Raw genomic sequence first — 23,723 nt, forward strand, 5'->3', positions numbered from 1 at the left:
AACGGCTAACAAACATGAGAAAACAAATGATCAGTACTGACCGAACCCATACTTTGATAACTGCACTTTAACAACCATGCTTGCGACAATGTGACGGTTCTGCTGAAACCATTTTTACCATTATTCTGCTAGGCTAGCAGCTCACTTTGCATGAGCAGTTTATCTCGCGCTATCAATAACTTATCGGCAATCGCCCCTCATATAATAGGTCGCATAGTGAAGGTGATTCATGTTAAAATGAGCGCTTTTAAATCAGCCTTTATCATCAGTGATGTATAAGGGTTGTATTTTTAGTGCCATTTTTCTAATTAACAGGTCCGCCCATGTCTGCCGATACCATCGCCCGCACTGCCTTTAAACAAGGCACCAAGCCACTTTATGATTATGACAAACACTGGGCGAGCTGCTACGAGCCTGCGCCTTACCTGCCAATGAGCCGCAAAGAGATGGACGATCTGGGCTGGGATGCGTGTGACGTCATCATTATCTCAGGCGACGCCTATGTCGATCACCCAAGCTTTGGTATGGCGATTATCGGTCGCCTGCTTGAGTCACAAGGCTTTCGCGTGGGTATCATCGCGCAGCCAGACTGGAAGAGCAAAGACGCCTTTATGGAGCTAGGCAAACCCGTCTATGCTTACGGTGTGACCGCTGGCAACATGGATAGCATGATCAACCGCTATACCGCCGATCGCAAAATCCGTAGTGATGATGCCTACTCTCCTGGTAACGTCGCCAACAAACGCCCTGACCGCGCGGCTATCGTCTATAGTCAGCGCTGCCGTGAAGCCTATCCTGATGTGCCAATTATCTTGGGCGGTATTGAGGGCAGCTTACGCCGTATTGCACATTATGATTATTGGTCAGACAAAGTCCGCCGTAGTATCCTGCTAGATGCGCGTGCTGATGTCTTACTGTATGGTAATGCTGAGCGTGCCATCGTCGATGTGGTACATGGTCTGTCGAAAGGCTATAGCTTTGAGCAAATGAGTAAGCTACGCGGTACAGCGTATTTATTGACCCCAACGCGTCGTCATTGGCAAGCGGATATGACTGAGGTCGCGAGTAACGATGTCGATACCGTTGGCCGTGTCGATCCGATCATCAACCCGTATGTCATGACCGAAGACGTTGATAGCTGCTCAATTGAGCAGAACAAACCATCGGACTCGCCTGTTGGACAAGCGATGCCGTCATCCATGTCATCACAGTATCAGGGTTTTGTCGCTGAGCCAGTTACTGACAAAGTCATCAACGCCGACCAAGTGGACACTGATACCCAAGTGGTACAGATGCGCGGCTTTGACAATGCGTTTAATAAGCCAAAAACCGCCCGCAAGCACAAAATTAAAATGCCCCCACGTGAGCAAACGGTGATTCGTCTGCCTGACTATGAGCATGTCAAATCTGACCCTGTGCTCTACGCTCATGCTAACCGTATCTTACATTTAGAGACCAATCCGGGTAACGCTCGCGCGCTCGTACAGCGTCATAGCAGCGGTGCGGGTAACTCGCATACCTCTATCGATGTCTGGCTCAACCCGCCACCGATTCCACTCTCAACAGAAGAGATGGACTACGTGTTTGACTTGCCATATGCGCGCCTGCCGCATCCAAGCTATGGCGATGCGCGTATCCCTGCTTATGACATGATTAAGTTTTCGGTCAATATCATGCGCGGCTGTTTTGGCGGTTGCACCTTCTGCTCGATCACTGAGCATGAAGGCCGTATTATCCAAAACCGTTCAGAAGAGTCGATCTTGCGCGAAGTAGAAGCGATTCGTGATACCGCACCCAACTATACTGGCGTGATCTCTGATCTTGGTGGGCCAACGGCCAATATGTATCGTCTGAGCTGTAAAGACGAGACGATTGAGAAGAACTGCCGTAAGCCGTCTTGTGTCTATCCTGGTGTCTGCGAAAATCTACTGACCGATCACAGTAACTTGACCAAGCTGTATCGCAAAGCCCGTGATATTAAAGGCGTGAAAAAAATCCTTATCGCGTCTGGTCTGCGTTATGATTTGGCGGTAAAAGATCCTGAATACGTCAAAGAACTGGTCAGCCATCATGTCGGCGGTTATCTCAAGATTGCCCCTGAGCACTCTGAAGAAGGCGTGCTATCGAAGATGATGAAGCCGGGCATGGGCAGCTATGATCAATTCAAAGCGATGTTTGAGCAGTACAGCCAAGAAGCGGGCAAAGAGCAATATCTGATTCCTTACTTCATTGCGGCCCATCCGGGTACGAAAGATGAAGATATGATGAACCTTGCGCTGTGGCTAAAAAGTCATGGCTACCGCGCTGATCAAGTACAGGCGTTTTATCCAAGCCCGATGGCGACTGCGACCACCATGTATCACACGCACAAAGACCCACTACATAAGATCAGCCGTAGTGAAGGTGACATGGATATCGTCAAATCTGGCAAACAGCGTAAACTACACAAAGCGTTCCTGCGCTATCATGATCCAAAAAACTGGGTACTATTGCGTAAAGCCCTACAAGACATGGGCCGTAGTGACTTGATCGGTAAAAACCGTGGCTGCTTGATTCCGCCATTCAATGCAAGCTTAGAAGGTCGCGATGCTGAGCAAAACAGCTATCAGTCAGCGCGCAAAAAGAACAGTCGCCTTGGTAATGATTCAGTGAAACGTAGCAACAACTCGTCAAACCCTAATGCAGCAGCTAAAGGCGCAGCGGGTAAAAATGCTATCGGTAAAAACACCAAGAAGAGAGTCAGCAAAGGCAACTTCCAAACTCAGCATACGGGTCTGCCACCGCGCAAAACCAAATAGCGTGTTGAGAAGTCGCTTTGTAAAGAATCGCTTTGACGATATAAAATAGTATAAAAACACGGTCTACACGTAGATCGTGTTAAGTCAGTCAAAAAAGCACCTATCAGCGCTCGGTTGATAGGTGCTTTTTTATCTGACTCATTAATGAATAAAAATTCAAATGATTATCGTTTATCTTTCAATGCGTTGGCGATGGCAAGTTACATTAGTCAGCGATTGGGTAACGAAGCTAATAGGTAATGAACAATTTCTAACACGGCAATACTTCGTTTTCGCTACTATAAGCCTCATATGCTAAACGCATTATTAAGAACAAGTAAATGACACCAGTAATACTTTGGAGAGAACGATGAATACCATCACTAAAATTGCAACTGCCCTACCTGCGCTTGCCTTACTTAGCGCTTGTGCGACTACTGCCCCTACCACGCCAGAGACGACTGATACCCCTGCGCCAGAAAAAGTCACTGCCGCTTATGACCGCATGGCAGCAGCCCCATATACCTGTACCGATGGCAGCACCATCATGGCAAAGCAGTCTATTAACAAAAAACAAGTCATGCTCAATGCCACCTTACCCAAAGTAAAATGGACAGAGCAAAAGCTCGTCTTAAACGGTGATGTAAAAGGCGACGTCGCAAGCTATGTCAACGACTCAAATCCAAAAGCAGTCTATGCATGGCACATGAAAGGTGACAAAGGTATCTTTGCGATGAAATGGTCAAGCGGTCAAGAATATAAAGTAAACTGCCAACTCTAATCAATCAAAGATAAGCAGAGATTTATCAAAAATAAAACAGTCACCCTAGAGTGGCTGTTTTTTTATGCGTGCTTTTTATAAATCTTGTCTGGCTTATACTCTTGTAACCATTGCTCGTTTGTTTTGCTAGAGAACCATCAAGAAAGCTGTCAAAATAGCCTTAGCACACATTAATGATGATCAATAATAAAAAGGATAACCCGATGGCGACGCGTCTGATAACGATGATGGTAATCGCAACTGCTAGTATATGGACGCTAACAGGCTGCGATAATAGCACCGAAACCCCTAACAAAGCCTCCGAAACAGCGGCGACCGCATCAGACTCGTCAACACCCGCAGCCGATCAGATAGACTGGTCGTTAGTCGACAGTGGGACAAAGCCTGCCGATCCCACCAATTATAAGTATCCATTTGCGATCGATAGTCAAAACGTCCGTGATTATGCAGAGTACTTCGATGTAGACCTTGCCACCGCTCAACACAACCTTACTATCAGCATGGCAAGTAACGAAGCGCTATCCAAAGCCTTGGATCAGCTGAGCGAAACCTATGTCTCACATGAGCTGACCGATGGTAACGAGATGACACTGGTCATTCATACCACGCCTGATGTCGCTGCCAGTCGCTATGACTATGTGTTATCAGACGACTTTGCCAAAGGGTTGGTATTACCTATCGTGATCAAACCAGATGGCAAAAAAGGTGACGCAAAGGCGCATGGGGAGATGCCAGAGTAGCTCGATGTATCGGTTACGCATCATCAAACCACTTGATTATAATAAAGCGCGAATCAGCATATAACCACCCATACCGAACATCATGACGTTTTCGGTTAAAGAGATCGCGCCCAGTGGCACATTGCTATCGCCGCCCACGCAGGCGCATTTCAGCTCGCGCTTATCGATATAAACGGCTTTAATAACTGATACCCCGCCGATCAAACCGATGATAAAGGCGACCAGACCCGCCATCGGATTGAGCCACGGCTGATCGGCAAGCATAGCAATACCTGCAAACGCTTCTAAAAACGGGTATACATAGGCGTAGCGTACCACGCGGCGTGCCAGTAAATCATAGCCCAAAAACCCCGTCGTAAACCCTTCTAAATCCTCAAGCTTTTTAATTGCCAACACACACATAGACAGCGCGACAAACCACATAAGCGCTTGTATCGACAAGACACTAACGGCAAATGCCCAGCATAATGCCAGTGTCATCAGCGCGGTAACAGCAAATATCGCAATAATGGGCGCGTACGTGGTGTCGTCGTCTGTCTCGGGTTCATGGTTGCCCAAGAATACTTGCAGATCATCATTGCCGCCAATGCGCTTGCCATCAATAAAGGTCTGCGGCGTGGTCTTGACCCCAAGCGTCTCTTTAACCAGTGTATTCTCATCTTGGGTCGTGATATGACGATCAATGATGTCATAGCCTGCGTGCTTGAGTGCATCGATTGACTTGAGGCCAAACGGACATAGGTGGTCTGGCATCACCATACGAAAGATGATGGCAGACTGCCCGCCTCCTTTGCCGATATGCTCACCTTGTAGGGTATCGATGAGATGCTTCATTTGTGGGCTGTGGCTGGTGTCTATAGTGTCGGTATTAGGTTTATTATTAGTATTGTCTGCCATAACGCGCTCCTTACGTTTTGCTTATTCGCTGCTTAATAATAGTTTTTCTTATGACTATTATCTTATAAGCATCGGTAAGGGCGATCTGAATCAGTCTTGTTAATTTTGTTAGGTTTAATGATAAATAGTAGCGTGTGTTTTGTAGGGTATCACACGCTACTATTTTATTACGAAGTCTGGCGATAAGGATTGTTTGAAAGTTCGATTTTAACTTCGGTGTCACAAAGTAACTTTGCTAAGTAGGGCTGAAATTGACCAGCAGCAGGAGCGATATATATTTTATCTAAGTTATCTTTTACATTTATTTCATAATTAACATATAGAAACTTCCCAAAACTCATTTGAACTTTTGGGTCTTTAAGCGATGTTATGTATATCATTCGACATTCCTGCTCTTCCTGAAAGGCTGAATGCTTTATAATATAATTTAAAGGCAGTAATATCTCTTCGACTAGCTCTAAATTTTCTATATAATCTCCCCTAAAGTTTTTCTTTGTATTTTTATAACATTTTTTTAAGGATTCTAATAATTTCGAAATTTTATCATTTTTATCATCAATTATCTTTTTATAGTCCACCCACTTTTGTTCAGGACTATCTTTTTCTTCAAATTCACGATAAAAAGTAATTCGACTGCGATGAGCTATCTGAACAAACCCAGATTTCGGATCTATATAAATACATCTTATAGCTTTAAACCTACTAGTTTCACTATCTATATTCTCGGTACTGAAACTCTCTCCTTTATTATTAATTTGAGAAGATAATATTTCCTCGTAACTTAAATCTTCCTCAGTTTGAAAAAATCTTTTGGAAAAGACTAAGCTAAGACCTGAAGCTTCCTTATCATCTGTTTTTCCGTATAATCTAAATTGATTGAGGCTATCGTGATTAAAAGTAAAACAGCCAATAAAGGCATGCAAATTATCATCTAATTTTAAATTGTAAGGAGATTCTTGGTCGTAATTACTTAAATATCTACGCAAAACCTGTCCTTCACTTGGGTCATTAACGTTACTAATCGTATTTAACCGAAAACTGCTTGGTGAAGTTTCTTCAAGGCTATCATTCATTAACTTATTACAAATATCCGTACTTGTATAATGTGCTAACTTTCGTTCTAATGACTTTAAATTATTTACTTTAGTGTCAAACTCGATTTTCAGCAAAGTTATGATGTCTCTTGTATAGCAAAATAGCTCAGTCAATTTCACTCCAAAGCTTAACGTATCCTCGTTCATCAATAACCTACAAATACTTATGAAACATAAAGACTCATAAGGAATTCCTTTCTTTGATAATTGAAAATACTTTTCTGCTTCTTCATATTTTTCTAATTCAAAATATAATTTTCCTAATAAGTAATCTGCTTTGATACGTATATCATCTTCTGTTTTCTCACTAAGGTTACTTAATACAATAATTGCTTCTTTATATTCATTAAATTTATATGCTTTTATGTTAGCTATATTTAAAATTGCTAAATTATAAAAATCCAAGGAATCATCTTTATTTATTTTATTAAGATATTCTAATGCCCTTATATAATTATCTTTTTTTGTTTCATATACTTTGGCTATATGGTATTGAGCAGCCGCAAAGCCTTCTTTAGTATCTTCTATTTTTATGTTATTCCATAGTTTCAAAGCATCTTCAAAATTATTATAAATATAATTAAGTATAATTCCTTTTTGATAAGAAGCCGCCGAAAAATATAGTTCACTATATTTTTGATTTATCTCTTCAAAATTCTCTATCGCCTGCTGATATAAGTTTTTCTTTTTATACTCTAAGCCAATATTGAACTTTGCTTTAGCATATAATTCTTCGCTATCAGCTAACTTTATACTATTTAAATAATTAATAGCCTCTTGATTATATTTATTTTTTAATAATAAACCCCCAATTACAGTCTGTGCTTTAGCATAGATTTCACCGCTAGGATTTTCGCGTGTAACTTGCAGTAGTCCTTCTATTTCTTCTATATCAGTGTTACTTAATTTTAGTTTTTTAAAATCATCAATATTCATACCCTACTCCCCAACCATCGCCAAAAACTCTTCTTCGCCCACTACTTTCACACCCAATTTCTCCGCTTTGGTCAATTTAGAGCCAGCCTTATCCCCTGCCAGTAGCGCAGTGGTTTTTGCCGAGATGCTGCCTGAGACTTTTGCGCCCAGCGCTTGTAGTTTGGCTTTGGCTTCATCACGCGCCATGCTATCGAGCGCACCGGTGATGACCCACGTTTGCCCATCGAGTGGTAGCCCTTCGGATGCGATCTGCTCGACCTTATCCCAGTGCACGCCAGCCTCGCGCAAGGCGGTGACGACCTCTATATTGTGCGGCGCACGGAAGAACTTATAAGTCAGCTCGGCAGTGATTTCACCGACATCTGGGGTTTTTATCAAGGTCTCAATACTGGCCGCCATCAGACTGTCTAAATCACCAAATTGCTGTGCAAAGTTCTGTGCCGTCCCTTCGCCCACACCGCGAATACCCAGCGCATAGATAAAGCGAGCTAGCGTGGTGTGTTTGCTCGCCTCAATAGCGTTGATGATATTTTGTACTGATTTTTCACCCAGTTTTTCAAAGGTGACCATCTCATCTGCATGATTGTGCAACTGATAGATATCAGCAACCGTTTTGACCAGACCATGCTCAAAGAAGCTAATGAGCCAACTCGCACCAAGCCCATCGATATCCATGGCACGGCGTGAGACAAAGTGAATGAGCGCCTCGGTCTGCTGCGCTGGGCAAAACAGACCGCCCGTACAGCGTGCCAATGCCTCATCTTCTGGTAGGACGACAGGCGAGTCGCAGACAGGGCAAGTCGAAGGTAAGGTGACTGGCTCGCTATCGGCTGGGCGCTGCTCATGCCACACGCGGGTGACTTTGGGGATGACATCACCTGCACGGTGGACGCTGACCATATCGCCTGCACGCACATCTAGCCGCTGAATCTCGCCGAAGTTATGCAAGGTGACATTGCTGACGGTGACACCGCCGACTTTGACGGGTTCGAGCTTACCGACTGGGGTGATCTGCCCTGTACGGCCGACTTGCCATTCGATATCGTTGAGGCGCGTCATCACAGTTTCGGCGGGGAATTTATAAGCCGTCGCCCAGCGCGGCTCGCGGGATAAAAAGCCGAGCTGCTGCTGCAAGGCTAGACTGTTGACCTTGATGACCATGCCATCGATCTCAAACGGCAAATCGGCACGACTTTCTATCACGGATTCATAATACGTCTGTGCGGCGCGTGGATTGGCGACCACTTCTACAGCGCTGACGGTAAAGCCAAGCTCGGTAAGCCACGCCAGCGCCCCTGATTGGGTATAGATATTCTCAGGCAGTCCTTGATTGACCGAATAACCATAGAATGCCAGTGGACGACTGGCTGCTAGGGCGGGATCAAGCTGACGTAAGCTACCAGCGGCGGCATTACGTGGATTGGCAAAGGTTTTACCCTCGTTCTCTTCCGCCAATCGATTCAGACGCTCAAACCCTGCTTTTGGCATCAGTACTTCGCCGCGTACTTCTAACAGCTCGATATCAGCGGCATCGGCGATCCATAGCGGTAGATTACGAATGGTTTTGGCGTTTTGGGTAATGTCTTCACCCGTCTGCCCATCACCGCGCGTGACCGCTTGCACGAACTTACCGTGTTCATATTTCAGTGAGACCGCCAGACCATCAAGCTTTAGCTCCATCTCATACTCAGGGTTTTGCTGCGACACGCTAAGGCGGTCGTTGACACGGCGCATAAAGTCACGCAAATCATCGTATTCAAAGACGTTGCCGAGCGATAGCATCGGAATATCATGCGTAACTTGGGTAAAGGCAGAGAGCGGCATATCGCCAACTTGATTGATCGGACTGTCAGGTTGTATCAAGTCTGGATAAGCTTCTTCTAACTCAAGCAACGAGCTGCGCAATTGATCGTATTCACTGTCTTCTAAGATCGGATTATCCAGCACATAGTAAGCATAATTGTGCGTTTTTATCGACTCGATAAGCGTGCGCATTTGCGAGATGATCTCTGCGCTATTTTTGTCACTATCATCTGTCAAACTGGCCATGTTAGATGTCGCAGGTGCTTGGGTGTCTACTTGAGCAGATAGGTTTTTAGAATTATTTGGTGAGGTAGCGTCAGTCATAGTCGGTGTCTTTTTTGTCATTCAAGATGCCGATATGATAACAAGTTTGCAGGATACTCGGATATAGCCAATCCTATATAAATCAGCTACTGTGTCAGGCTCGCTCAGTCTACTACGTGTAGCACTTTCACTCACCTTCCTTGTATCTAAATTATCTTGAACCGACTCTAGATTTTTGCAGAAACTATAGCCCATTAAAAAAGGCAAATAACGTGAATCGCTATTTGCCTTTTACATGATTTCTGATACTCATTAGCTGTTAACTTTCTTTGCTTTTAAGTCTTTGAGCTTTTAAGTCTTTAAGCTTTTAGCCTTCATAGTCACGAACTTGGTTACGTAGCTGCTGCTTGTATTCAGGCGTGATTGGTTGGTTCTCTTCATCGAGCATAATCGCATCAAGATCGCTTGCCATCATATAAGCAATGCTCATCATACTATCGAAGCTGCGCACGGCTTGTGGATGTGGCAATGATAAAAACATGACAACACCATTGTAAGTGTTGGTTGCGACACTATGCGGATCGAATGGCTCGATACCACTGTCGGTGATACCCATCATGCTAAACCACAGCATACCCGTACCGTCTTTTTGCTCATAGCGATGGAACATATTCATCGCGCCATAGCGTAGACCATATTTATCAATCAATGCTAGCAGATCACGACCACGGATAATCGCAGTTGGACGATCACGATATTGGTGCGGCAAGATGGTGATATTGATGTTGTCTTTGGCATTGATCAAAGGGCCGTTTTGCGCATCATCGCCTGACTCTGATAAATGCTGATCCAGTATCGGGCTGTTGTTGTCGAAACTTGGTTCTTCTGCGGTATCAATCGATGGCATCAAGCTATCTGTTGCCGACATGAGGCTAGAGAACGCATCAGGCTCTTGCTCGATATGCATCTGATCAGCCGCTTCTACAAACTCAGCGTTATCAGCGCGACGTTGCTCTTCTTGCCAGCGCGCATAGTCTTCATTGTCGATGACGTCATGATCTTCATCTGCCATAGTGTCGCGTTCAGCGGTCAGCTGGGCATCGACGTTGGTATGAGTCTGCGTCAATGGCTCTTCTTCAACGACAGCATTCAGATAAGTGCGGTCAGGGCCAATGCTCGTCTCGCCAGCGACTGTATCATCAAAGTCTGGCTGATCAACGATATTGCGCTCATGACGCGGTATGATGGGAATACCGTTTTTATCATAATTGACCGCAGCAGCTTCGGCACCATTACGGCGCTTAAAACTGCGAATGACCATAAACAGCCCTGCGAGCACGATAGACGCGGCAATGGCAATCAATACAAACTGAATAGCGGTCATGATAAATACATCCTAGTATATATAACAAAAGGGAATACAAAAACGAGCATAAATGGCAATATTCTAGCATGGCTGACCCATGTCGTCACCACATTGTGTACTTTATAACCAGTATGCTGGACTGAGGTCAAGCATATTTGTATTTATGCCAATGGATTGATTATATTTGCATCGCTTTAATTCTCATAGCGCGTTTAGTTTTGGCTTTTTTAGTCTTAACTCTCTACATAACGCGCGGCTTCATCGAGCGACACACTGACTAGGGTAGAGATGCCGGCGCTTGGCATGGTGATACCTTTTAGCTCATCGGCAATCTGCATCGTCAGTTTATTATGACTGATAAAGATAAACTGCAAGTCATCTGCCAACTCATGAATCAAGCTGGTAAAACGCGCGACATTGGCATCATCGAGCGGCGCATCGACCTCATCAAGTACACAAAATGGTGCAGGATGCTGCTTAAATATCGCAAAAATCAGGCTCAGCGCGGTCAGCGTTTTTTCACCGCCAGAGAGTACGGCTAAGCGACTATTACGCTTACCCTTTGGCTGCGCCATCAAAGTAAGCCCTGCCCGCCATTGCTCCGACTTTGGCGTATTGGCTGGCATCTCGTCTGTGTTCAGTGTCAGACTGGCTTGCCCGCCGCCAAATACTTTAGCAAACAAATTGGCCAGCTCATTATTGACCGCATCAAGCGTCTGCATAAATAGCGTCTTGGTCGTCTCATCAATAGAGGCAATCGCTTCAGTCAACGTCTGCATACTGGCGGCAATATCGGTGGTCTGCTGCGCGAGTGGCTCCAAGCGCTCATTGACCTCAGCCAACTCTGCGACGGCAGCCAGATTGACGGCACCAATTTTACTCAGCTGCTGCGCAAGCTTGGCGCGCTCAGACTCCAGCTCAGCAATTTTGTCTGGGCGCACACGGCGATCATGAGCGATAAAGTCTGCTAGCAAATTTGAGACACTTATGGTTTGTTGAGGCTGTTCTGCTTGCGCTTTGTATTTCTCACTCACTCGAATATAAGCATCTAGAGCGCTTTGTGTATGTGAACTAGCATCCTCCAAACGCGCGGCACTCAGTGCCAACTCAGTTGCGTGCTGTGCAAGTTCGCTTTGCTGCATTTGCAAGGTATTCTGCAACGTATCAAATGCCGTCTGCTGCTCAGAATACGCTTGCTTTAGCGCTGTGAGCGCGCTATCACGCTCGGTCAATAACGCTTGCTGCTCATCACGCGTTGTCTGCGCGCTATGCAATGCGGCTTGCAGATCGGGCAGTTTAGCCTGCTGCTGCTCATGACGCGCCTGTAGACTCTGCTCATTCTCTAATGACTTATCATATTGCTCGGTTGCACGCGCCAGACTGCTAACGCTATGCTCTAGGCGCATCTCGTACTGCTGAATATGTAGCTGCAATGCCTGCCAAGCCTCATCATCGGCTTGACGTGCGCGGTTTAGCTCACTGCGCGCCGCTTGCAATTGCTGATTGGTCGCTCGTGCTTCTACTATTTGCGGAGTGAGTGTGGCGATCTCACTTTCGATATCCTGCTGCTCATGAATAAGTGTCTGCGCCTCATGCGTAAGCTCTTGCTTTTCCTGCTCGAGCGTCCCTTTGTCAGCATTTAGGCGTTGACTATCTGCTTGCAAGCGCTCCGCATTGGCGCGCTGTGTGGTCAGTTGCTGCTGATATCGATGCTTATCGCGGGTTAATTGCTCAGCTTGTGCGCGTGTCTCTTCTAGACTAATCATCAGTGCGTCATAGTCGCGCTGGTCTTTTGCAATGGATTTTTGCTGATCGTGGATTTTGTTTTCAAACTCATCGAGCAAGTCTTCTAGCGTTTGCAAACGCGTGCGCTGCGCCAAACGCTGGGTGAGAAACTGACTGCTGCCCTCGCTTTGATCGTCTTGCGCGCCCGCAAGCTTACTTAGATTAAACGTGCCTTGACGACTAATAATCCAACCATCGGCAGTCAGCAGAAGCGCTGATGATAGTAATGACTTTAAGACATCAGCAAGCACGTCACTATCATGCTCACTAGCAGACTCAAACTGCGCTGTGTATAGATAACACTGCTGCCAAAGCGTAAGCGCAGGCTGAGCAATCAGCTGTGATAATGGCAACACTTTATCAGTTAAGCTATCTGGTAAATCTCTAATAAAGGCATGATCACTGCTATCGTTTTGCTTCGCAGGCAACCATAGGCTATGACCCGCCTCTACTAGCGATGTATTTTTTGTACTGGCAGGCTTATTTTTTGCCGTTTGATAAGTCAGTAAAGCGCTAACGTCATCTTCAAGTGCTTGCCATAAGCTGTCGGCTTTTTGAGAAATGCCACTAGCATTACTAACGCCTGATTGCTTGATTTGATTAGCTTGTTGGTTAGCAACCAGCACATGGCTATCTAGCCATAACGCTAAAACACTATCGAGCAGCTGTGCGTGCGCTTGCCCCTTCGCGCTCAGTTCAATCTGTTCACGCAGCGTCGTAATAGCCAATTGCTGTGTATTTACAGCGCCGCTATCGGTATTATTTGTTACAGCTGCGTTGTTTTGAGAGTTCGTTATAGGCTTAGTTTGAGAGTTTGTTATAGGCTTAGGGTGCAATATCTGATGCAGCGTGTCGTATTCGCCTGCGAGTAGTGCATGACGCTTTTCATCATCGCTCAGCTTGCGTTGCTGCGTGTTCAGTCGCTGCTGCAAATGATGTGCCTGCGGTTGTATGTCAGACAGACGTTCGTCCACACCCTCTCGTTGACGCTCAATCTGCTGTAGCGTTGTGCTCAGTTCAGTGACTTGCTGCGCTAGCGCTTGACTTAGGTCGCGCTTATCCGCTGCCTGATTTGCATCAGCACTGGCACTAACAGCATTCGCACTGGCAGATGGCGCTATAGACTGCTGCAATTGCTGCCAGAGGTTTTGCCAATTTTGCTCGCGGCGTTGCCATTTATCATAGCTTTGCTGATGGCGCTTTTGTGCTTGAGTATTAATCGCCTGTTGCTGCTCAAGCGTGCGAGCCTTGTCTTGCAAGCGTGATAGCTGGTTTTGCGCGTTATGCCACGCGCGTTGTAGTGGCTGCTCATTACGTTTGTAGTCATCGCGCTTGTGAGTCAGCTCAGCGAGCTGTGGGCGTAACGCTTCTAGCGCTTGCTGCTGCTCAGTTTTTTCAGCGTTGAGCCGCTCGATATCAGCGAGTGATTGCTCGCGCTGCTGCGCTAAGTGAGACAGTTGCTGCTCAATGGCTGCCAGCTGTGAGGTGGCATCACTCAACTGATGCTCGGCAGTTTGGTAGCCCAGCTGCTGCTGATAGTGCGCGCTTTGGGCATCATCTTTGAGCCACTGCTCTTGGTTGATACGAGCGGTGAGCTTATCTTGCTGAGCTTTTAACGTGTCATAGTCGGCTTGCAATGTTGACACTTCAGCCGTACTGCGCTCATGTATGATTTTTTGCTGCTGCTGATTGTGCTTGGCTTGATACAGCTGCTGAATAGCGAGCTGCTGCTCGATATCAGCCAAGCTGAGAGAAAGTTCCTCGTAACGCTGCGCGCTCGCTGCCTGTTTCGACAGTGTCTTTTGCTGGCGCAGTAATTCGCTTTGCATATCGTGCAGACGCGCCAGATTGTCTTTTGTCTTCTCGAGCTTTTTTTGCGTCTCTTCGCGGCGCGCCTGATAGCGCGACACCCCTGCCGCCTCTTCGATAAACTCACGCAGTTGCACGGGACTTGACTCAACAATTCGCCCAATCATGCCTTGCTCAATGACCGCATAACTGCGCGCACCCAGCCCTGTACCCAAAAACACATCGACCACATCGCGGCGACGACAGCGCGTACCATTGATAAAATAATCCGAGCGCCCTTCTTTATTTACCTGACGGCGAACGGACAGCTCTTGGTACAAGTTAAACTCATGGCGAATACCTGTCTGCTCATCTTGGGTATGCTCAAAGGTTAGCTCAACGCTGGCAACGCTCTTGGCCGTTTTATCTTGTGTACCAGCAAAGATGACATCACTCATCGCCCCGCCTCGTAACTGCTTGGCAGAGGTCTCACCCAGCACCCAGCGAATGGCATCAATCACATTGGATTTGCCGCAGCCGTTTGGTCCGACGATGGCAGTGATGCCATGACGAAAGGTAAAGGTCGTTGGGTTGGCAAAAGATTTGAAACCTGCCAGCTTTAGGGATTTTAAACGCATGAATAGTCAGTTGATATGGCGAAAACAGGCGGCTATTCTACCTGAAATTGTTGTGAGTTTTTAGGGTTAAACGTCTAAGTGCATAAACGATTTTGCCTTCAGGCTCTGGTGAAACCCATGCAGTAGTTTTTGTTCGACTTGGCAGACGTTATTTTCTGCTAAGTAGCGCTGATTGAACTCAATCAATGCTGACCATGTGATGCTGGCCACTTGTAGATGATCGACGATTTCCAACAGCTCTGGTCTTAATAGATGCTGATACTTCTTAGGTCTTTTGTGACACAGTGCCAGCTCTCGGTCGGCTAAGCGTTGCTTGTTGTGCTCTAGCGCATTACCACCGATGAATAACAACAAAAACTTGGCCCCTTTATCAATAAAGCCTTTTTCGAGCAAATGCTCATACATCACGCAGTACTTGAGCAGCTGATCTGGGTTTTTTCGACCATTAAATTTTAATTCATTGGCAACCAGCACATTCGACTGATGGTTGTAGGCCAAGTTGTCCATATACATCGCTTTTAGCTCTGTGCTGGCCTCAAACAATCCGCTGTTGCCATGTGTCGACCATGATCCACTTGGCTCAAAGGTGATGAATTGCTGATAAAATGAGTCTAAGTAGACATCACTACATAAACTCAAAAAGATATCGAATTCTTTATTTAAATAACCCTCAGAGAAAAACGCGACTCGGCGAATAGCCTCTCTAGGATCGCAGATGCCTACCGTTTTCGGTGAATAAGTATCTAACTGCTCAGACTCATGCATTTTTGCATTGAGCTTCTTAATGACGGCGTGTTCGACCTCTTCCAGATTTTTTCCTGCTAGCTCTGGATCGATTGCCCATTCGATGATTTGGCGTACATATTGCTTTTTGGTGATTCCAAGAATTTGCTTTGGCTCCCACGCCAAAAACTCTACCATATTCGTAAGACCAGTCGTCCATGATAGCTGATCTTTTAAATGACTCATTGAGCCAAAAACACGGCGATATTTTTCTGCTGCTTTCATACTAAGAATGTCTCATGGTTTACATTTTTTACGACAAATATTTGAGATTGCTATAACACACCCAATCCACTTAATAACAACTGCCCTCCTGCAAATATCAGTAGCACGCCAAACGCGCGCTTGAGCATCAGAGCAGGCAATACATGGGCAAGCTTGGCACCGACTTTTGCCATGGCAAAGCTTGCCACCGAAATAAATAAGAATCCTGTGACGTGGACAAACCCAATGGTGCCCTCGGGCAGATTAACCACATCTTGACCAAACCAGGCAAACCCAGCCGCGCCAGCTAGAGCAATGGGTAGACCGCACGCCGCTGACGTACCGACCGATTGCTTCATCGGCAATCCCGCCCAGTTCAAAAACGGTACGGTCAAACTGCCACCGCCAATACCGAAGATAGACGACGCCATACCAATGCCCGTACCTGCGCCAAACTGCACCCCAGCAGGCGGCAACGGCTTACCCACTTGCTCTTTGTTAGAAAAGAACAGCATTTTTAGCGCGACTAATAGCGCGCCAACACCGATGATGGCTTGTAGCGCCTGACCATCAATCATATCTGCGATACCAGCGCCGACCAAACTCCCCACAACCAAGCCGAGCGCCATCTTGCGCCATACTTCCCAGCGGACACCGCCGCGTTTATTATGAGCCGTCAGTGAGCTGATCGAAGTGATCACGATGGTCGCAAGAGACGTACCAATGGCTAAATGTGTCACCACTTCTGGCGAAAAGTCATAAGCGGTAAAAATCCAGACCAGTGCGGGAACGATAATCATGCCGCCGCCCACGCCAAACAACCCTGCGCTGACACCTGCAAACGCCCCTGCAATCACAAACCACACATATAACATCATAGAACAAACCTTTTATAATACTGGCCTAGTATTAATTTTATTTCATACTTACTGATTTCTTGGCGCACTCAACTGTATTTGCCAAATCTTAACGTGACCTTTATGCTGTCTTTGACAACCGCCTAGTATATCAAAGTTTCTCTTAACCACATCGACTAAACCTATGCCAACACTCACCAGTTTTTCCAGCCATTTATCCGATCTCAACCACCGTCACGTTGCCAGTAGCGCCTCAACCAATAGCGAGCTGATCGCAGCACTGCAAGATGGGTCGTTAGATATCGCAGCCGTGCACGTTTTGACCGCAGAGACCCAAAGCGCTGGACGTGGACAACATGGGCGCTCGTGGCAATCACCGCGCGGCAATGTCTATCTGTCGCTATATCACCCCGTGCATATGCCGGTTAGTGGTTTATTGTCTTTAATTATTGGCCTTGAGCTGGCAAAAATGCCTGTCATCCAAACACTGAATGAACAGCTACTAGCGCAAGGATTGACACCAATTGGGGTGAAATGGGCAAATGACTTAGGGTTTTATCAGAGTCAAACCAATCTTTACTCTGAATTGGAGCGTTCTGCACCCGATAATTCAGTTTTAAACAGCACTATCTCAAATCAGCGCACACTACCCTTTCAAAAACTTGCTGGCATCTTGATAGAACCAGTGACCAAATCTGGCAAGTTGGTTGGTGTGATGCTAGGCATTGGGTTAAATGTACAAGCCGCACCAAAGCTCACCGCTCAAACGTCTGAGGGGATGAGTTATCAAGCGATCAGCTTACAAGACATCCATGAGTTGCTACATCCAGAAGTGGCAGCTGCCACGAGCCTGCCAGACCTACAAACATTGTATCAGCAGATGAGCACAGCACTGATGGCGGCGATGACCCGCTTTGAGCATTTGGGGATAGAAAAACCAACGGGTCATACGTACTATTTAGACGGATTCTTACAGCAGTTTGCTGCGATGGACGCACTAGCAGGTCTGCGATTGCGCGTTACCCAAGACTACAATAATAAAAAGCAAGTGATGACAGGGTTAGCTTGCGGCGTGGATACTCATGGGTGTTTGCAATTGCAGCAAGATAACGGTAAGATTTCTACGCTTTTTACTGGACGCATTGACGTTATTTATTAGGCTTAACCACCAAACTGACGAGCACCATCATTAACGAGCGTTATATAAAGGGATTTTTATGCTCTGGCTTGATCTTGGCAATACCCGCCTAAAATACTGGCTGACCGATGATATTGGGCAGATAGTCTCACATGATGCCAAGCAGCATCTGCAAGCACCCGCTGAATTACTCATGGGTCTGACTGACCGCTTTGAGCGTTATGCGCCCGATTTTATTGGTATCTCATCCGTACTGGGCGATGCGCTAAATGCCCAAGTATCAGAGACGCTCAGTCGTCTGAACATTCCATTTGAGTTTGTCCATGTTGATGCCGCGCATCCACTGATGAAAAGTGCTTATAATGACCAGCAGCTCGGCTGTGATCGCTGGCTACAGATGCTAGGAGCCGTCGATAAGAAAAAGCGCCAATGCGTGATCGGCTGCGGTACGGCGGTGACGATTGACTTGATTGATCACGCTGAGCATTTGGGTGGTTATATCTTCCCCAGTATCTACTTGCAACGCGAGTCTCTGTTTTCTGGAACCAAGCAAATCACCATCTCTAACGGCACGTTTGATAGTGTCAGCCAAGGCATGACCACCCAAGATGCCGTGCACCGCGGTATCTTGCTCTCTATCGTTGGTGCGGTCAATGAGATTAGCCGTCGTCACCCAAACTTTGAAGTCATCATGACGGGCGGCGATGCAGCCACTATCTCGCAGCATGTCAATCGCCCTGTACGCTTACGTGATGATTTATTATTAAATGGTCTGGCACGGTATTTTGATTATCGTAATAAGTCATAATCCATCATAGATAAGCCAATATCACATAAAAAAAGCAGCACGTTTAAAGCGTGCTGCTTTTTTGGTTTAAGCATACTGTAAATTATTTCTTGTCAATTTAAATATAATGACTATGGTGCTGCAAATGCAATCGGTAATGTAACATTCCCTTTCACTGCCCGCCCTTTTATCAAAAAAGGCTTGAAACGAGCCCTTTTAATTTCTCTAGTAAAAGCAGCGTCTACCTGTTTTATACCACTACTCTTAATCACGGTTATGTTTTTGATACTACCTTGCTTATCAACTCGTAACGAAAAAACCATTTTTAGATCTGTTTTATCACAAGGTTTGACAACGTTCCCATCTTGGTCATATGAACAACGAATCAGATATCGATTGAGATAAGCTGGTATATTTTCAAATCTTGGCGATCTCAGCCAGCTAGCATCTCGAGTAGAAAGTTGAATAATTGGTTCAGGATTAGACAAATCAATCAACTCAGCCTGTGCTGGCGTCATACCAATCGTTATCGTAGAAAATGCAAATAAAGTAACCAACATGCTATAAACACCGATAGAATTTATATTGGTTAGAAAGTAGAAAACGGTATGAAGTGCTGGCTTGATATGTAATTTATAGATCATGGTATAAATATTTTATCCAAATCATCAAAAAATGCTACGCTATGAGAAACATAACGTAGCACGTTTTTAGATCTTAAAACAAAAAACGTTCGAATAAAAGTTAGGCTATCAACAACCAGTCGTATCTATTTCGTCTCGTTAAACAGCTCACGACCGACCAACATACGACGAATCTCGCTAGTACCTGCGCCAATCTCATATAGCTTGGCATCGCGCCAAAAACGTCCAAGCGGATACTCGTTGGTATACCCATTACCGCCAAATATTTGAATCCCCTCACCTGCCATCCATGTGGCTTTTTCGGCACACCATAGAATCACACTGGCGCAATCTTTACGCACTTCTCGACTATGACCCGCACCACGCGCGTCCAACATATCGAGGTTTTTCCCGACAGTATATAAGAAGCTACGACCGGCTTGTAGTATCGTATACATGTCCGCAACTTTACCTTGGATAAGCTGGAACTCACCAATCGCTTGACCAAACTGTTTGCGGTCATGGATATAAGGCACGACATTGTCCATTACTGCTTGCATGATACCGATAGGACCTGCAGCCAACACGGCGCGCTCATAATCTAGGCCACTCATCAGCACCTTGACGCCTTCATTGAGACCGCCCAAGATATTTTCACTTGGTACTTTTACATTATTAAAAGTCATCTCACCAGTATGGCTACCACGCATGCCGAGCTTGTCCAGCTTTTGCGCTGTACCAAAGCCTTCCATGCCTTTTTCAACAATAAAGGCCGTCATGCCTTTTGCACCCAATTCAGGGTTGGTCTTGGCATAAACTACCATCACATCTGCATCAGGGCCATTGGTGATCCACATCTTGCTACCGTTCAACACATAGCTGCCGTCTTTTTCTTCGGCTTTGAGCTTCATACTGACGACGTCTGAGCCAGCGCCTGTCTCACTCATAGCCAGTGCACCGATGAACTCGCCGCTGATGAGTTTCGGCAGATATTTCTGCTTTTGTGCCTCAGAACCATTACGTTTGATTTGGTTAATACATAGGTTTGAATGTGCGCCATAGCTAAGCGCTACCGATGCCGAAGCACGGCTAATCTCTTCCATCGCGACCATGTGTGCGACGTAGCCCATGTTGGAGCCGCCGTACTCTTCAGGAACGGTAATACCATGTAGACCGAGGTCGCCCATTTTTTGCCATAAATCCATTGGGAACTCATCGCTGCTATCAATCTCAGCAGCACGTGGAGCGATCTCGTTTGCCGCAAACTGCTGCACGACATCACGTAGCGCGTCAATATCTTCGCCAAGCTGAAAATTTAATCCAGGTAAACTCATAACCATTCCTTGTTTTTAGTATTTAATTTTTACGATAATTTTTAAGACTTACGTTTATTGATTAGAGCACGTGCTACATTTGAGCCATTTGGTCGCTTTAAAAATTCACTGATACGCTCGCCTGCCACGACCAATTTATCCAAATCGATACCTGTGCTGATACCCATACCATGCAACATATACACCACATCTTCGGTGGCGACATTGCCCGTTGCGCCTTTGGCATAAGGACAACCACCGAGGCCCGCGACAGAGGTATCAAACTCACTAACACCCATTTGTAATGCAGCCAAAGTATTGCTTAGCGCTTGGCCATAAGTATCATGGAAATGACCTGATAGCATAGAAATATCAGCATACTCCAATGCAGCTTGTAACGCTCGTTGCACTTTGAGCGGCGTACCAACACCAATGGTATCGGCAATGCCAATTTGTTCTGAACCAATCTCTACCAGACGCTTGGTCACATAGGCTACTTGGCTTGGGTCAATCTCGCCTTCATAGGGACAACCAACCGTACAAGAAATCACGCCACGTACCTTTATACCTTGTGCTTTTGCTGCCGCAGCCACTGGTGCAAAACGTTCGATACTCTCATCGATACTACAATTGATGTTTTTTTGACTAAAGGTTTCGCTCGCTGAACCAAAGATAACGATTTCATCAGGACGATGCAAGATAGCATTTTCAAAGCCACGCATATTGGGCACAAGTACCGAGTAGCAAACGTCCGTCTGCCGCGTAGGTGCTAGCACTTCGAGCAACTCGCTGTTATCGCCCATTTGTGGCACCCACTTTGGCGAAACAAAACTGGTCGCTTCCAGCTTTTTGACACCCGCCGCAATCAAGTCATTAATGAGCGTTTGCTTAACCTCAGTCGGTACCGTCATGGATTCGTTTTGTAGTCCATCACGTGGACTGACATCAACAATGGTGACATGGCTTGGATACGAATGGCTCATACTTGTCGTCCTTTTTGTTATTTGCGCTTTGATGAGGCTTTCTTATTAGGCTTCGTCAGCTATGCGCTCTCACTATCGATGCGCAATAGCTCATCACCATCAGCGACCAAATCACCTGCTGCAAATAATAGTTCTGCTACCACACCATCTGTCGGTGCGGTAATGGTATGTTCAATTTTCATGGCTTCGATGACGGCAAGTGGCTCGCCTTTTTTCACAGTATCGCCAACAGCTACTTTGAATGCAACCACTTGTCCTGGCATTGGTGACTTCAAACTGCCAACTGCTGCTGTGTCTTCGCCCACATGTGCCATGATATCAATAAGCGTAATTTCATCACGTCCGCTATCTGTGAATACGTAGACCGTCTCGTTATTCACCCAACTTTGGGCACTGATACGTGCACCTTCTAACCATAAGGTATGATTGTGCGCGTCACTGCTATCGTAGCTAATTTGACCTTCATAAATCGTTTCGGTCTGGGCAGCTACATTGATATTGCTATCATCCTGCGTATTCGCGATTTCTTTACCAATGACGAGCGTAAAACTATTGAGACTATCACCGCCTTTTTTGCTATCAGCACAACTCGCATTATGCCAATTACTGATGCGAGCGCTATAAGCCTGCTCATCATAAACCAAGCTAAATGAACGAGTATAGTCGCTATAAGCACGGAAACCCGTCGACTTGCTAAATGGATCTGAGCCCTGCGTGGTCGCCTCACTCGCAAGCTGCTGGGCAATAGCTGTCACCACAAGGGTTGATAATCCGAGAGGGTGCTGGTCAAAAAGCTTATCCTGCTCGCGCCCTATCAATGCCGTATCGAGATTGGCTTTGCTAAATGAATCGGTATTTAAAATATAACGCAAAAATGCCACGTTATTTGGCAGACCAACGATACGCGTCTGTGCCAATGCACGATCAAGTCTCGCTAACGCTTGCTCGCGCGTAGGAGCATGGACGATAAGCTTGGCAATCATAGAGTCGTAAAAAGGACTGATCACATCACCCTCACGTACGCCATCGTCAATACGCACATCGGTAATGTTAAAGGTACTATGCTCAGGCTTTTGATAAGTGAATAAAGTCCCAGTCGCTGGCAAGAAATTGTTGTCAGGGTTTTCGGCACAGATACGCGCCTCAATTGCATGACCGTTGATAGCCAGATCATCTTGTGTTTTTGGCAATGGCTGACCCGCAGCAACCAACAGCTGCCACTCGACCAAATCGACACCAGTAATGGCTTCACTAACCGGATGCTCAACTTGCAAACGCGTGTTCATTTCCATGAAATAAAAATTCATAGAGTCTTCACGCTGCTCAACGATGAATTCAACAGTACCTGCACCAACGTAATCAACCGCACGTGCTGCTTCGATTGCCGCTGTACCCATCGCTTCACGCATGGCAGTATCGACACCGGGCGCTGGCGCTTCTTCTAATACTTTTTGATGGCGACGCTGTACTGAGCAATCACGTTCAAACAGGTGCACATAATTGCCATGCGTATCACCAAATACTTGGATTTCGATATGACGTGGTTTTAGCGCGTATTTTTCAACCAATACTTGATCATTGCCAAAACTGGTAATCGCTTCACGGCGACATGAGTCGAGCAAATCAATAAAATCGCTGCTTTTTTCAACGATACGCATGCCTTTACCGCCGCCACCTGCACTGGCTTTAATCAAGACAGGATAGCCAATACTATCGGCCTGCTGCTGCAAAAACTGTGTATCTTGGTTATCACCATGATAACCCGGTATCAGCGGCACGCCAGCCGACTCCATCAAGCGCTTGGACTCAGACTTACCGCCCATAGCACGGATAGCTTCCGCCGATGGACCGATAAATACTAGACCAGCATCTTGGCAAGCCTGTGCAAAGTCTGCATTTTCACTCAAAAACCCATATCCTGGATGGATTGCTTGGGCGCCAGTCTCAAGCGCTATCGCAATAATAGCATCGCCTTTGAGATAACTGTCTTTCGGTGCCGAACCACCTAAATAAATCGCTTCATCACAGACGGCCACATGCTTGGCCTCAAGATCCGCATCGGAATAAACAGCAACGGTACTGACGCCAAGACGCTTAGCAGTCGCGGCCACTCGGCAAGCAATTTCACCACGGTTGGCGATTAGAATTTTAGAAAACATAACTATC

The 23,723-nt window shown here is 46.1% G+C and carries 16 protein-coding genes; 5 read left to right on the forward strand and 11 right to left on the reverse strand.

Features of this window, described 5'->3' with window-relative positions; all coding sequences use genetic code 11:
* Window positions 1-323 precede the first annotated feature (323 nt).
* The 3 genes from QO189_RS03065 to QO189_RS03075 all read left to right on the forward strand — a co-directional run bounded on the left by QO189_RS03065 (window position 324) and on the right by QO189_RS03075 (window position 4,298).
* The gene (locus QO189_RS03065) at window positions 324-2,798 is read left to right on the forward strand and encodes a YgiQ family radical SAM protein (protein ID WP_371531479.1); all 2,475 of its coding nucleotides are present in this window, start codon (window positions 324-326) and stop codon (window positions 2,796-2,798) included.
* 349 nt (window positions 2,799-3,147) lie between these two features.
* Window positions 3,148-3,558: a hypothetical protein gene (locus QO189_RS03070; RefSeq protein WP_371531480.1), complete on the forward strand. Its 411-nt coding sequence runs from the start codon at window positions 3,148-3,150 to the stop codon at window positions 3,556-3,558.
* Between the two features lie 173 nt (window positions 3,559-3,731).
* Window positions 3,732-4,298, forward strand: coding sequence for a hypothetical protein (locus tag QO189_RS03075; protein WP_371531481.1), 567 nt, complete (start codon window positions 3,732-3,734; stop codon window positions 4,296-4,298).
* Window positions 4,299-4,334: 36 nt separating this feature from the next.
* Here the strand turns inward: QO189_RS03075 and QO189_RS03080 are convergent, their stop codons facing one another.
* From QO189_RS03080 to QO189_RS03110, 7 genes are all read right to left on the reverse strand, one after another.
* Window positions 4,335-5,195, reverse strand: a complete 861-nt coding sequence (locus QO189_RS03080; protein WP_371531482.1) for a MauE/DoxX family redox-associated membrane protein — start codon at window positions 5,193-5,195, stop codon at window positions 4,335-4,337.
* A gap of 167 nt (window positions 5,196-5,362) precedes the next feature.
* Window positions 5,363-7,225 (reverse strand): tetratricopeptide repeat protein, encoded by a 1,863-nt coding sequence (locus tag QO189_RS03085; RefSeq protein WP_371531483.1) that lies wholly within the window; start codon window positions 7,223-7,225, stop codon window positions 5,363-5,365.
* A 3-nt stretch (window positions 7,226-7,228) separates the two neighbouring features.
* A complete protein-coding gene (gene ligA / locus QO189_RS03090) occupies window positions 7,229-9,274 on the reverse strand; it encodes an NAD-dependent DNA ligase LigA (RefSeq protein WP_371531780.1) in 2,046 nt (681 codons plus the stop codon).
* A 385-nt stretch (window positions 9,275-9,659) separates the two neighbouring features.
* Complete coding sequence (locus tag QO189_RS03095) at window positions 9,660-10,676, reverse strand: cell division protein ZipA C-terminal FtsZ-binding domain-containing protein (RefSeq protein ID WP_371531484.1); 1,017 nt, start codon at window positions 10,674-10,676, stop codon at window positions 9,660-9,662.
* A 215-nt stretch (window positions 10,677-10,891) separates the two neighbouring features.
* The gene (locus QO189_RS03100; protein WP_371531485.1) at window positions 10,892-14,869 is read right to left on the reverse strand and encodes an AAA family ATPase; all 3,978 of its coding nucleotides are present in this window, start codon (window positions 14,867-14,869) and stop codon (window positions 10,892-10,894) included.
* Between the two features lie 66 nt (window positions 14,870-14,935).
* Complete coding sequence (locus QO189_RS03105) at window positions 14,936-15,877, reverse strand: hypothetical protein (RefSeq protein ID WP_371531486.1); 942 nt, start codon at window positions 15,875-15,877, stop codon at window positions 14,936-14,938.
* Between the two features lie 50 nt (window positions 15,878-15,927).
* Window positions 15,928-16,731, reverse strand: coding sequence for a sulfite exporter TauE/SafE family protein (locus tag QO189_RS03110; RefSeq protein ID WP_371531781.1), 804 nt, complete (start codon window positions 16,729-16,731; stop codon window positions 15,928-15,930).
* A gap of 166 nt (window positions 16,732-16,897) precedes the next feature.
* Here QO189_RS03110 and QO189_RS03115 point away from each other — a divergent pair, with 166 nt between their 5' ends.
* Window positions 16,898-17,872, forward strand: coding sequence for a biotin--[acetyl-CoA-carboxylase] ligase (locus QO189_RS03115; RefSeq protein WP_371531487.1), 975 nt, complete (start codon window positions 16,898-16,900; stop codon window positions 17,870-17,872).
* Window positions 17,873-17,930: 58 nt separating this feature from the next.
* Entirely contained in the window at window positions 17,931-18,659 is a 729-nt protein-coding gene (locus QO189_RS03120) for a pantothenate kinase (RefSeq protein ID WP_371531488.1), read from the forward strand.
* 110 nt (window positions 18,660-18,769) lie between these two features.
* Here QO189_RS03120 and QO189_RS03125 read toward each other — a convergent pair whose 3' ends face one another.
* The 4 genes from QO189_RS03125 to QO189_RS03140 form a co-directional block, all read right to left on the reverse strand.
* Window positions 18,770-19,282 carry an energy transducer TonB gene (locus tag QO189_RS03125; RefSeq protein WP_371531489.1) on the reverse strand — a complete coding sequence of 171 codons (513 nt, stop codon included), beginning with the start codon at window positions 19,280-19,282 and terminating at the stop codon, window positions 18,770-18,772.
* Window positions 19,283-19,407: 125 nt separating this feature from the next.
* The gene (locus QO189_RS03130; RefSeq protein WP_371531490.1) at window positions 19,408-20,595 is read right to left on the reverse strand and encodes an isovaleryl-CoA dehydrogenase; all 1,188 of its coding nucleotides are present in this window, start codon (window positions 20,593-20,595) and stop codon (window positions 19,408-19,410) included.
* A gap of 41 nt (window positions 20,596-20,636) precedes the next feature.
* The gene (locus QO189_RS03135) at window positions 20,637-21,557 is read right to left on the reverse strand and encodes a hydroxymethylglutaryl-CoA lyase (protein ID WP_371531491.1); all 921 of its coding nucleotides are present in this window, start codon (window positions 21,555-21,557) and stop codon (window positions 20,637-20,639) included.
* A gap of 59 nt (window positions 21,558-21,616) precedes the next feature.
* Window positions 21,617-23,716, reverse strand: a complete 2,100-nt coding sequence (locus QO189_RS03140) for an acetyl-CoA carboxylase biotin carboxylase subunit (RefSeq protein ID WP_371531492.1) — start codon at window positions 23,714-23,716, stop codon at window positions 21,617-21,619.
* Window positions 23,717-23,723 lie beyond the last annotated feature (7 nt).

Origin of the sequence: Psychrobacter sp. Arc29, from assembly GCF_041431175.1 — a bacterium.
Lineage (GTDB): Bacteria > Pseudomonadota > Gammaproteobacteria > Pseudomonadales > Moraxellaceae > Psychrobacter.

Excerpts from the sequence above, each read along its gene's own strand:
- QO189_RS03105 (WP_371531486.1), bottom strand. The coding sequence starts at position 15,877 with ATGAAAGCAGCAGAAAAATATCGCCGTGTTTTTGGCTCAATGAGTCAT.
- QO189_RS03135 (WP_371531491.1), bottom strand. The coding sequence starts at position 21,557 with ATGAGCCATTCGTATCCAAGCCATGTCACCATTGTTGATGTCAGTCCA.
- QO189_RS03080 (WP_371531482.1), bottom strand. The coding sequence starts at position 5,195 with ATGGCAGACAATACTAATAATAAACCTAATACCGACACTATAGACACC.
- QO189_RS03075 (WP_371531481.1), top strand. The coding sequence starts at position 3,732 with ATGATGATCAATAATAAAAAGGATAACCCGATGGCGACGCGTCTGATA.
- QO189_RS03120 (WP_371531488.1), top strand. The coding sequence starts at position 17,931 with ATGCTCTGGCTTGATCTTGGCAATACCCGCCTAAAATACTGGCTGACC.
- QO189_RS03065 (WP_371531479.1), top strand. The coding sequence starts at position 324 with ATGTCTGCCGATACCATCGCCCGCACTGCCTTTAAACAAGGCACCAAG.
- QO189_RS03100 (WP_371531485.1), bottom strand. The coding sequence starts at position 14,869 with ATGCGTTTAAAATCCCTAAAGCTGGCAGGTTTCAAATCTTTTGCCAAC.
- ligA (WP_371531780.1), bottom strand. The coding sequence starts at position 9,274 with ATGGCCAGTTTGACAGATGATAGTGACAAAAATAGCGCAGAGATCATC.
- QO189_RS03070 (WP_371531480.1), top strand. The coding sequence starts at position 3,148 with ATGAATACCATCACTAAAATTGCAACTGCCCTACCTGCGCTTGCCTTA.
- QO189_RS03095 (WP_371531484.1), bottom strand. The coding sequence starts at position 10,676 with ATGACCGCTATTCAGTTTGTATTGATTGCCATTGCCGCGTCTATCGTG.
- QO189_RS03130 (WP_371531490.1), bottom strand. The coding sequence starts at position 20,595 with ATGAGTTTACCTGGATTAAATTTTCAGCTTGGCGAAGATATTGACGCG.
- QO189_RS03140 (WP_371531492.1), bottom strand. The coding sequence starts at position 23,716 with ATGTTTTCTAAAATTCTAATCGCCAACCGTGGTGAAATTGCTTGCCGA.
- QO189_RS03125 (WP_371531489.1), bottom strand. The coding sequence starts at position 19,282 with ATGATCTATAAATTACATATCAAGCCAGCACTTCATACCGTTTTCTAC.
- QO189_RS03110 (WP_371531781.1), bottom strand. The coding sequence starts at position 16,731 with ATGTTATATGTGTGGTTTGTGATTGCAGGGGCGTTTGCAGGTGTCAGC.
- QO189_RS03115 (WP_371531487.1), top strand. The coding sequence starts at position 16,898 with ATGCCAACACTCACCAGTTTTTCCAGCCATTTATCCGATCTCAACCAC.
- QO189_RS03085 (WP_371531483.1), bottom strand. The coding sequence starts at position 7,225 with ATGAATATTGATGATTTTAAAAAACTAAAATTAAGTAACACTGATATA.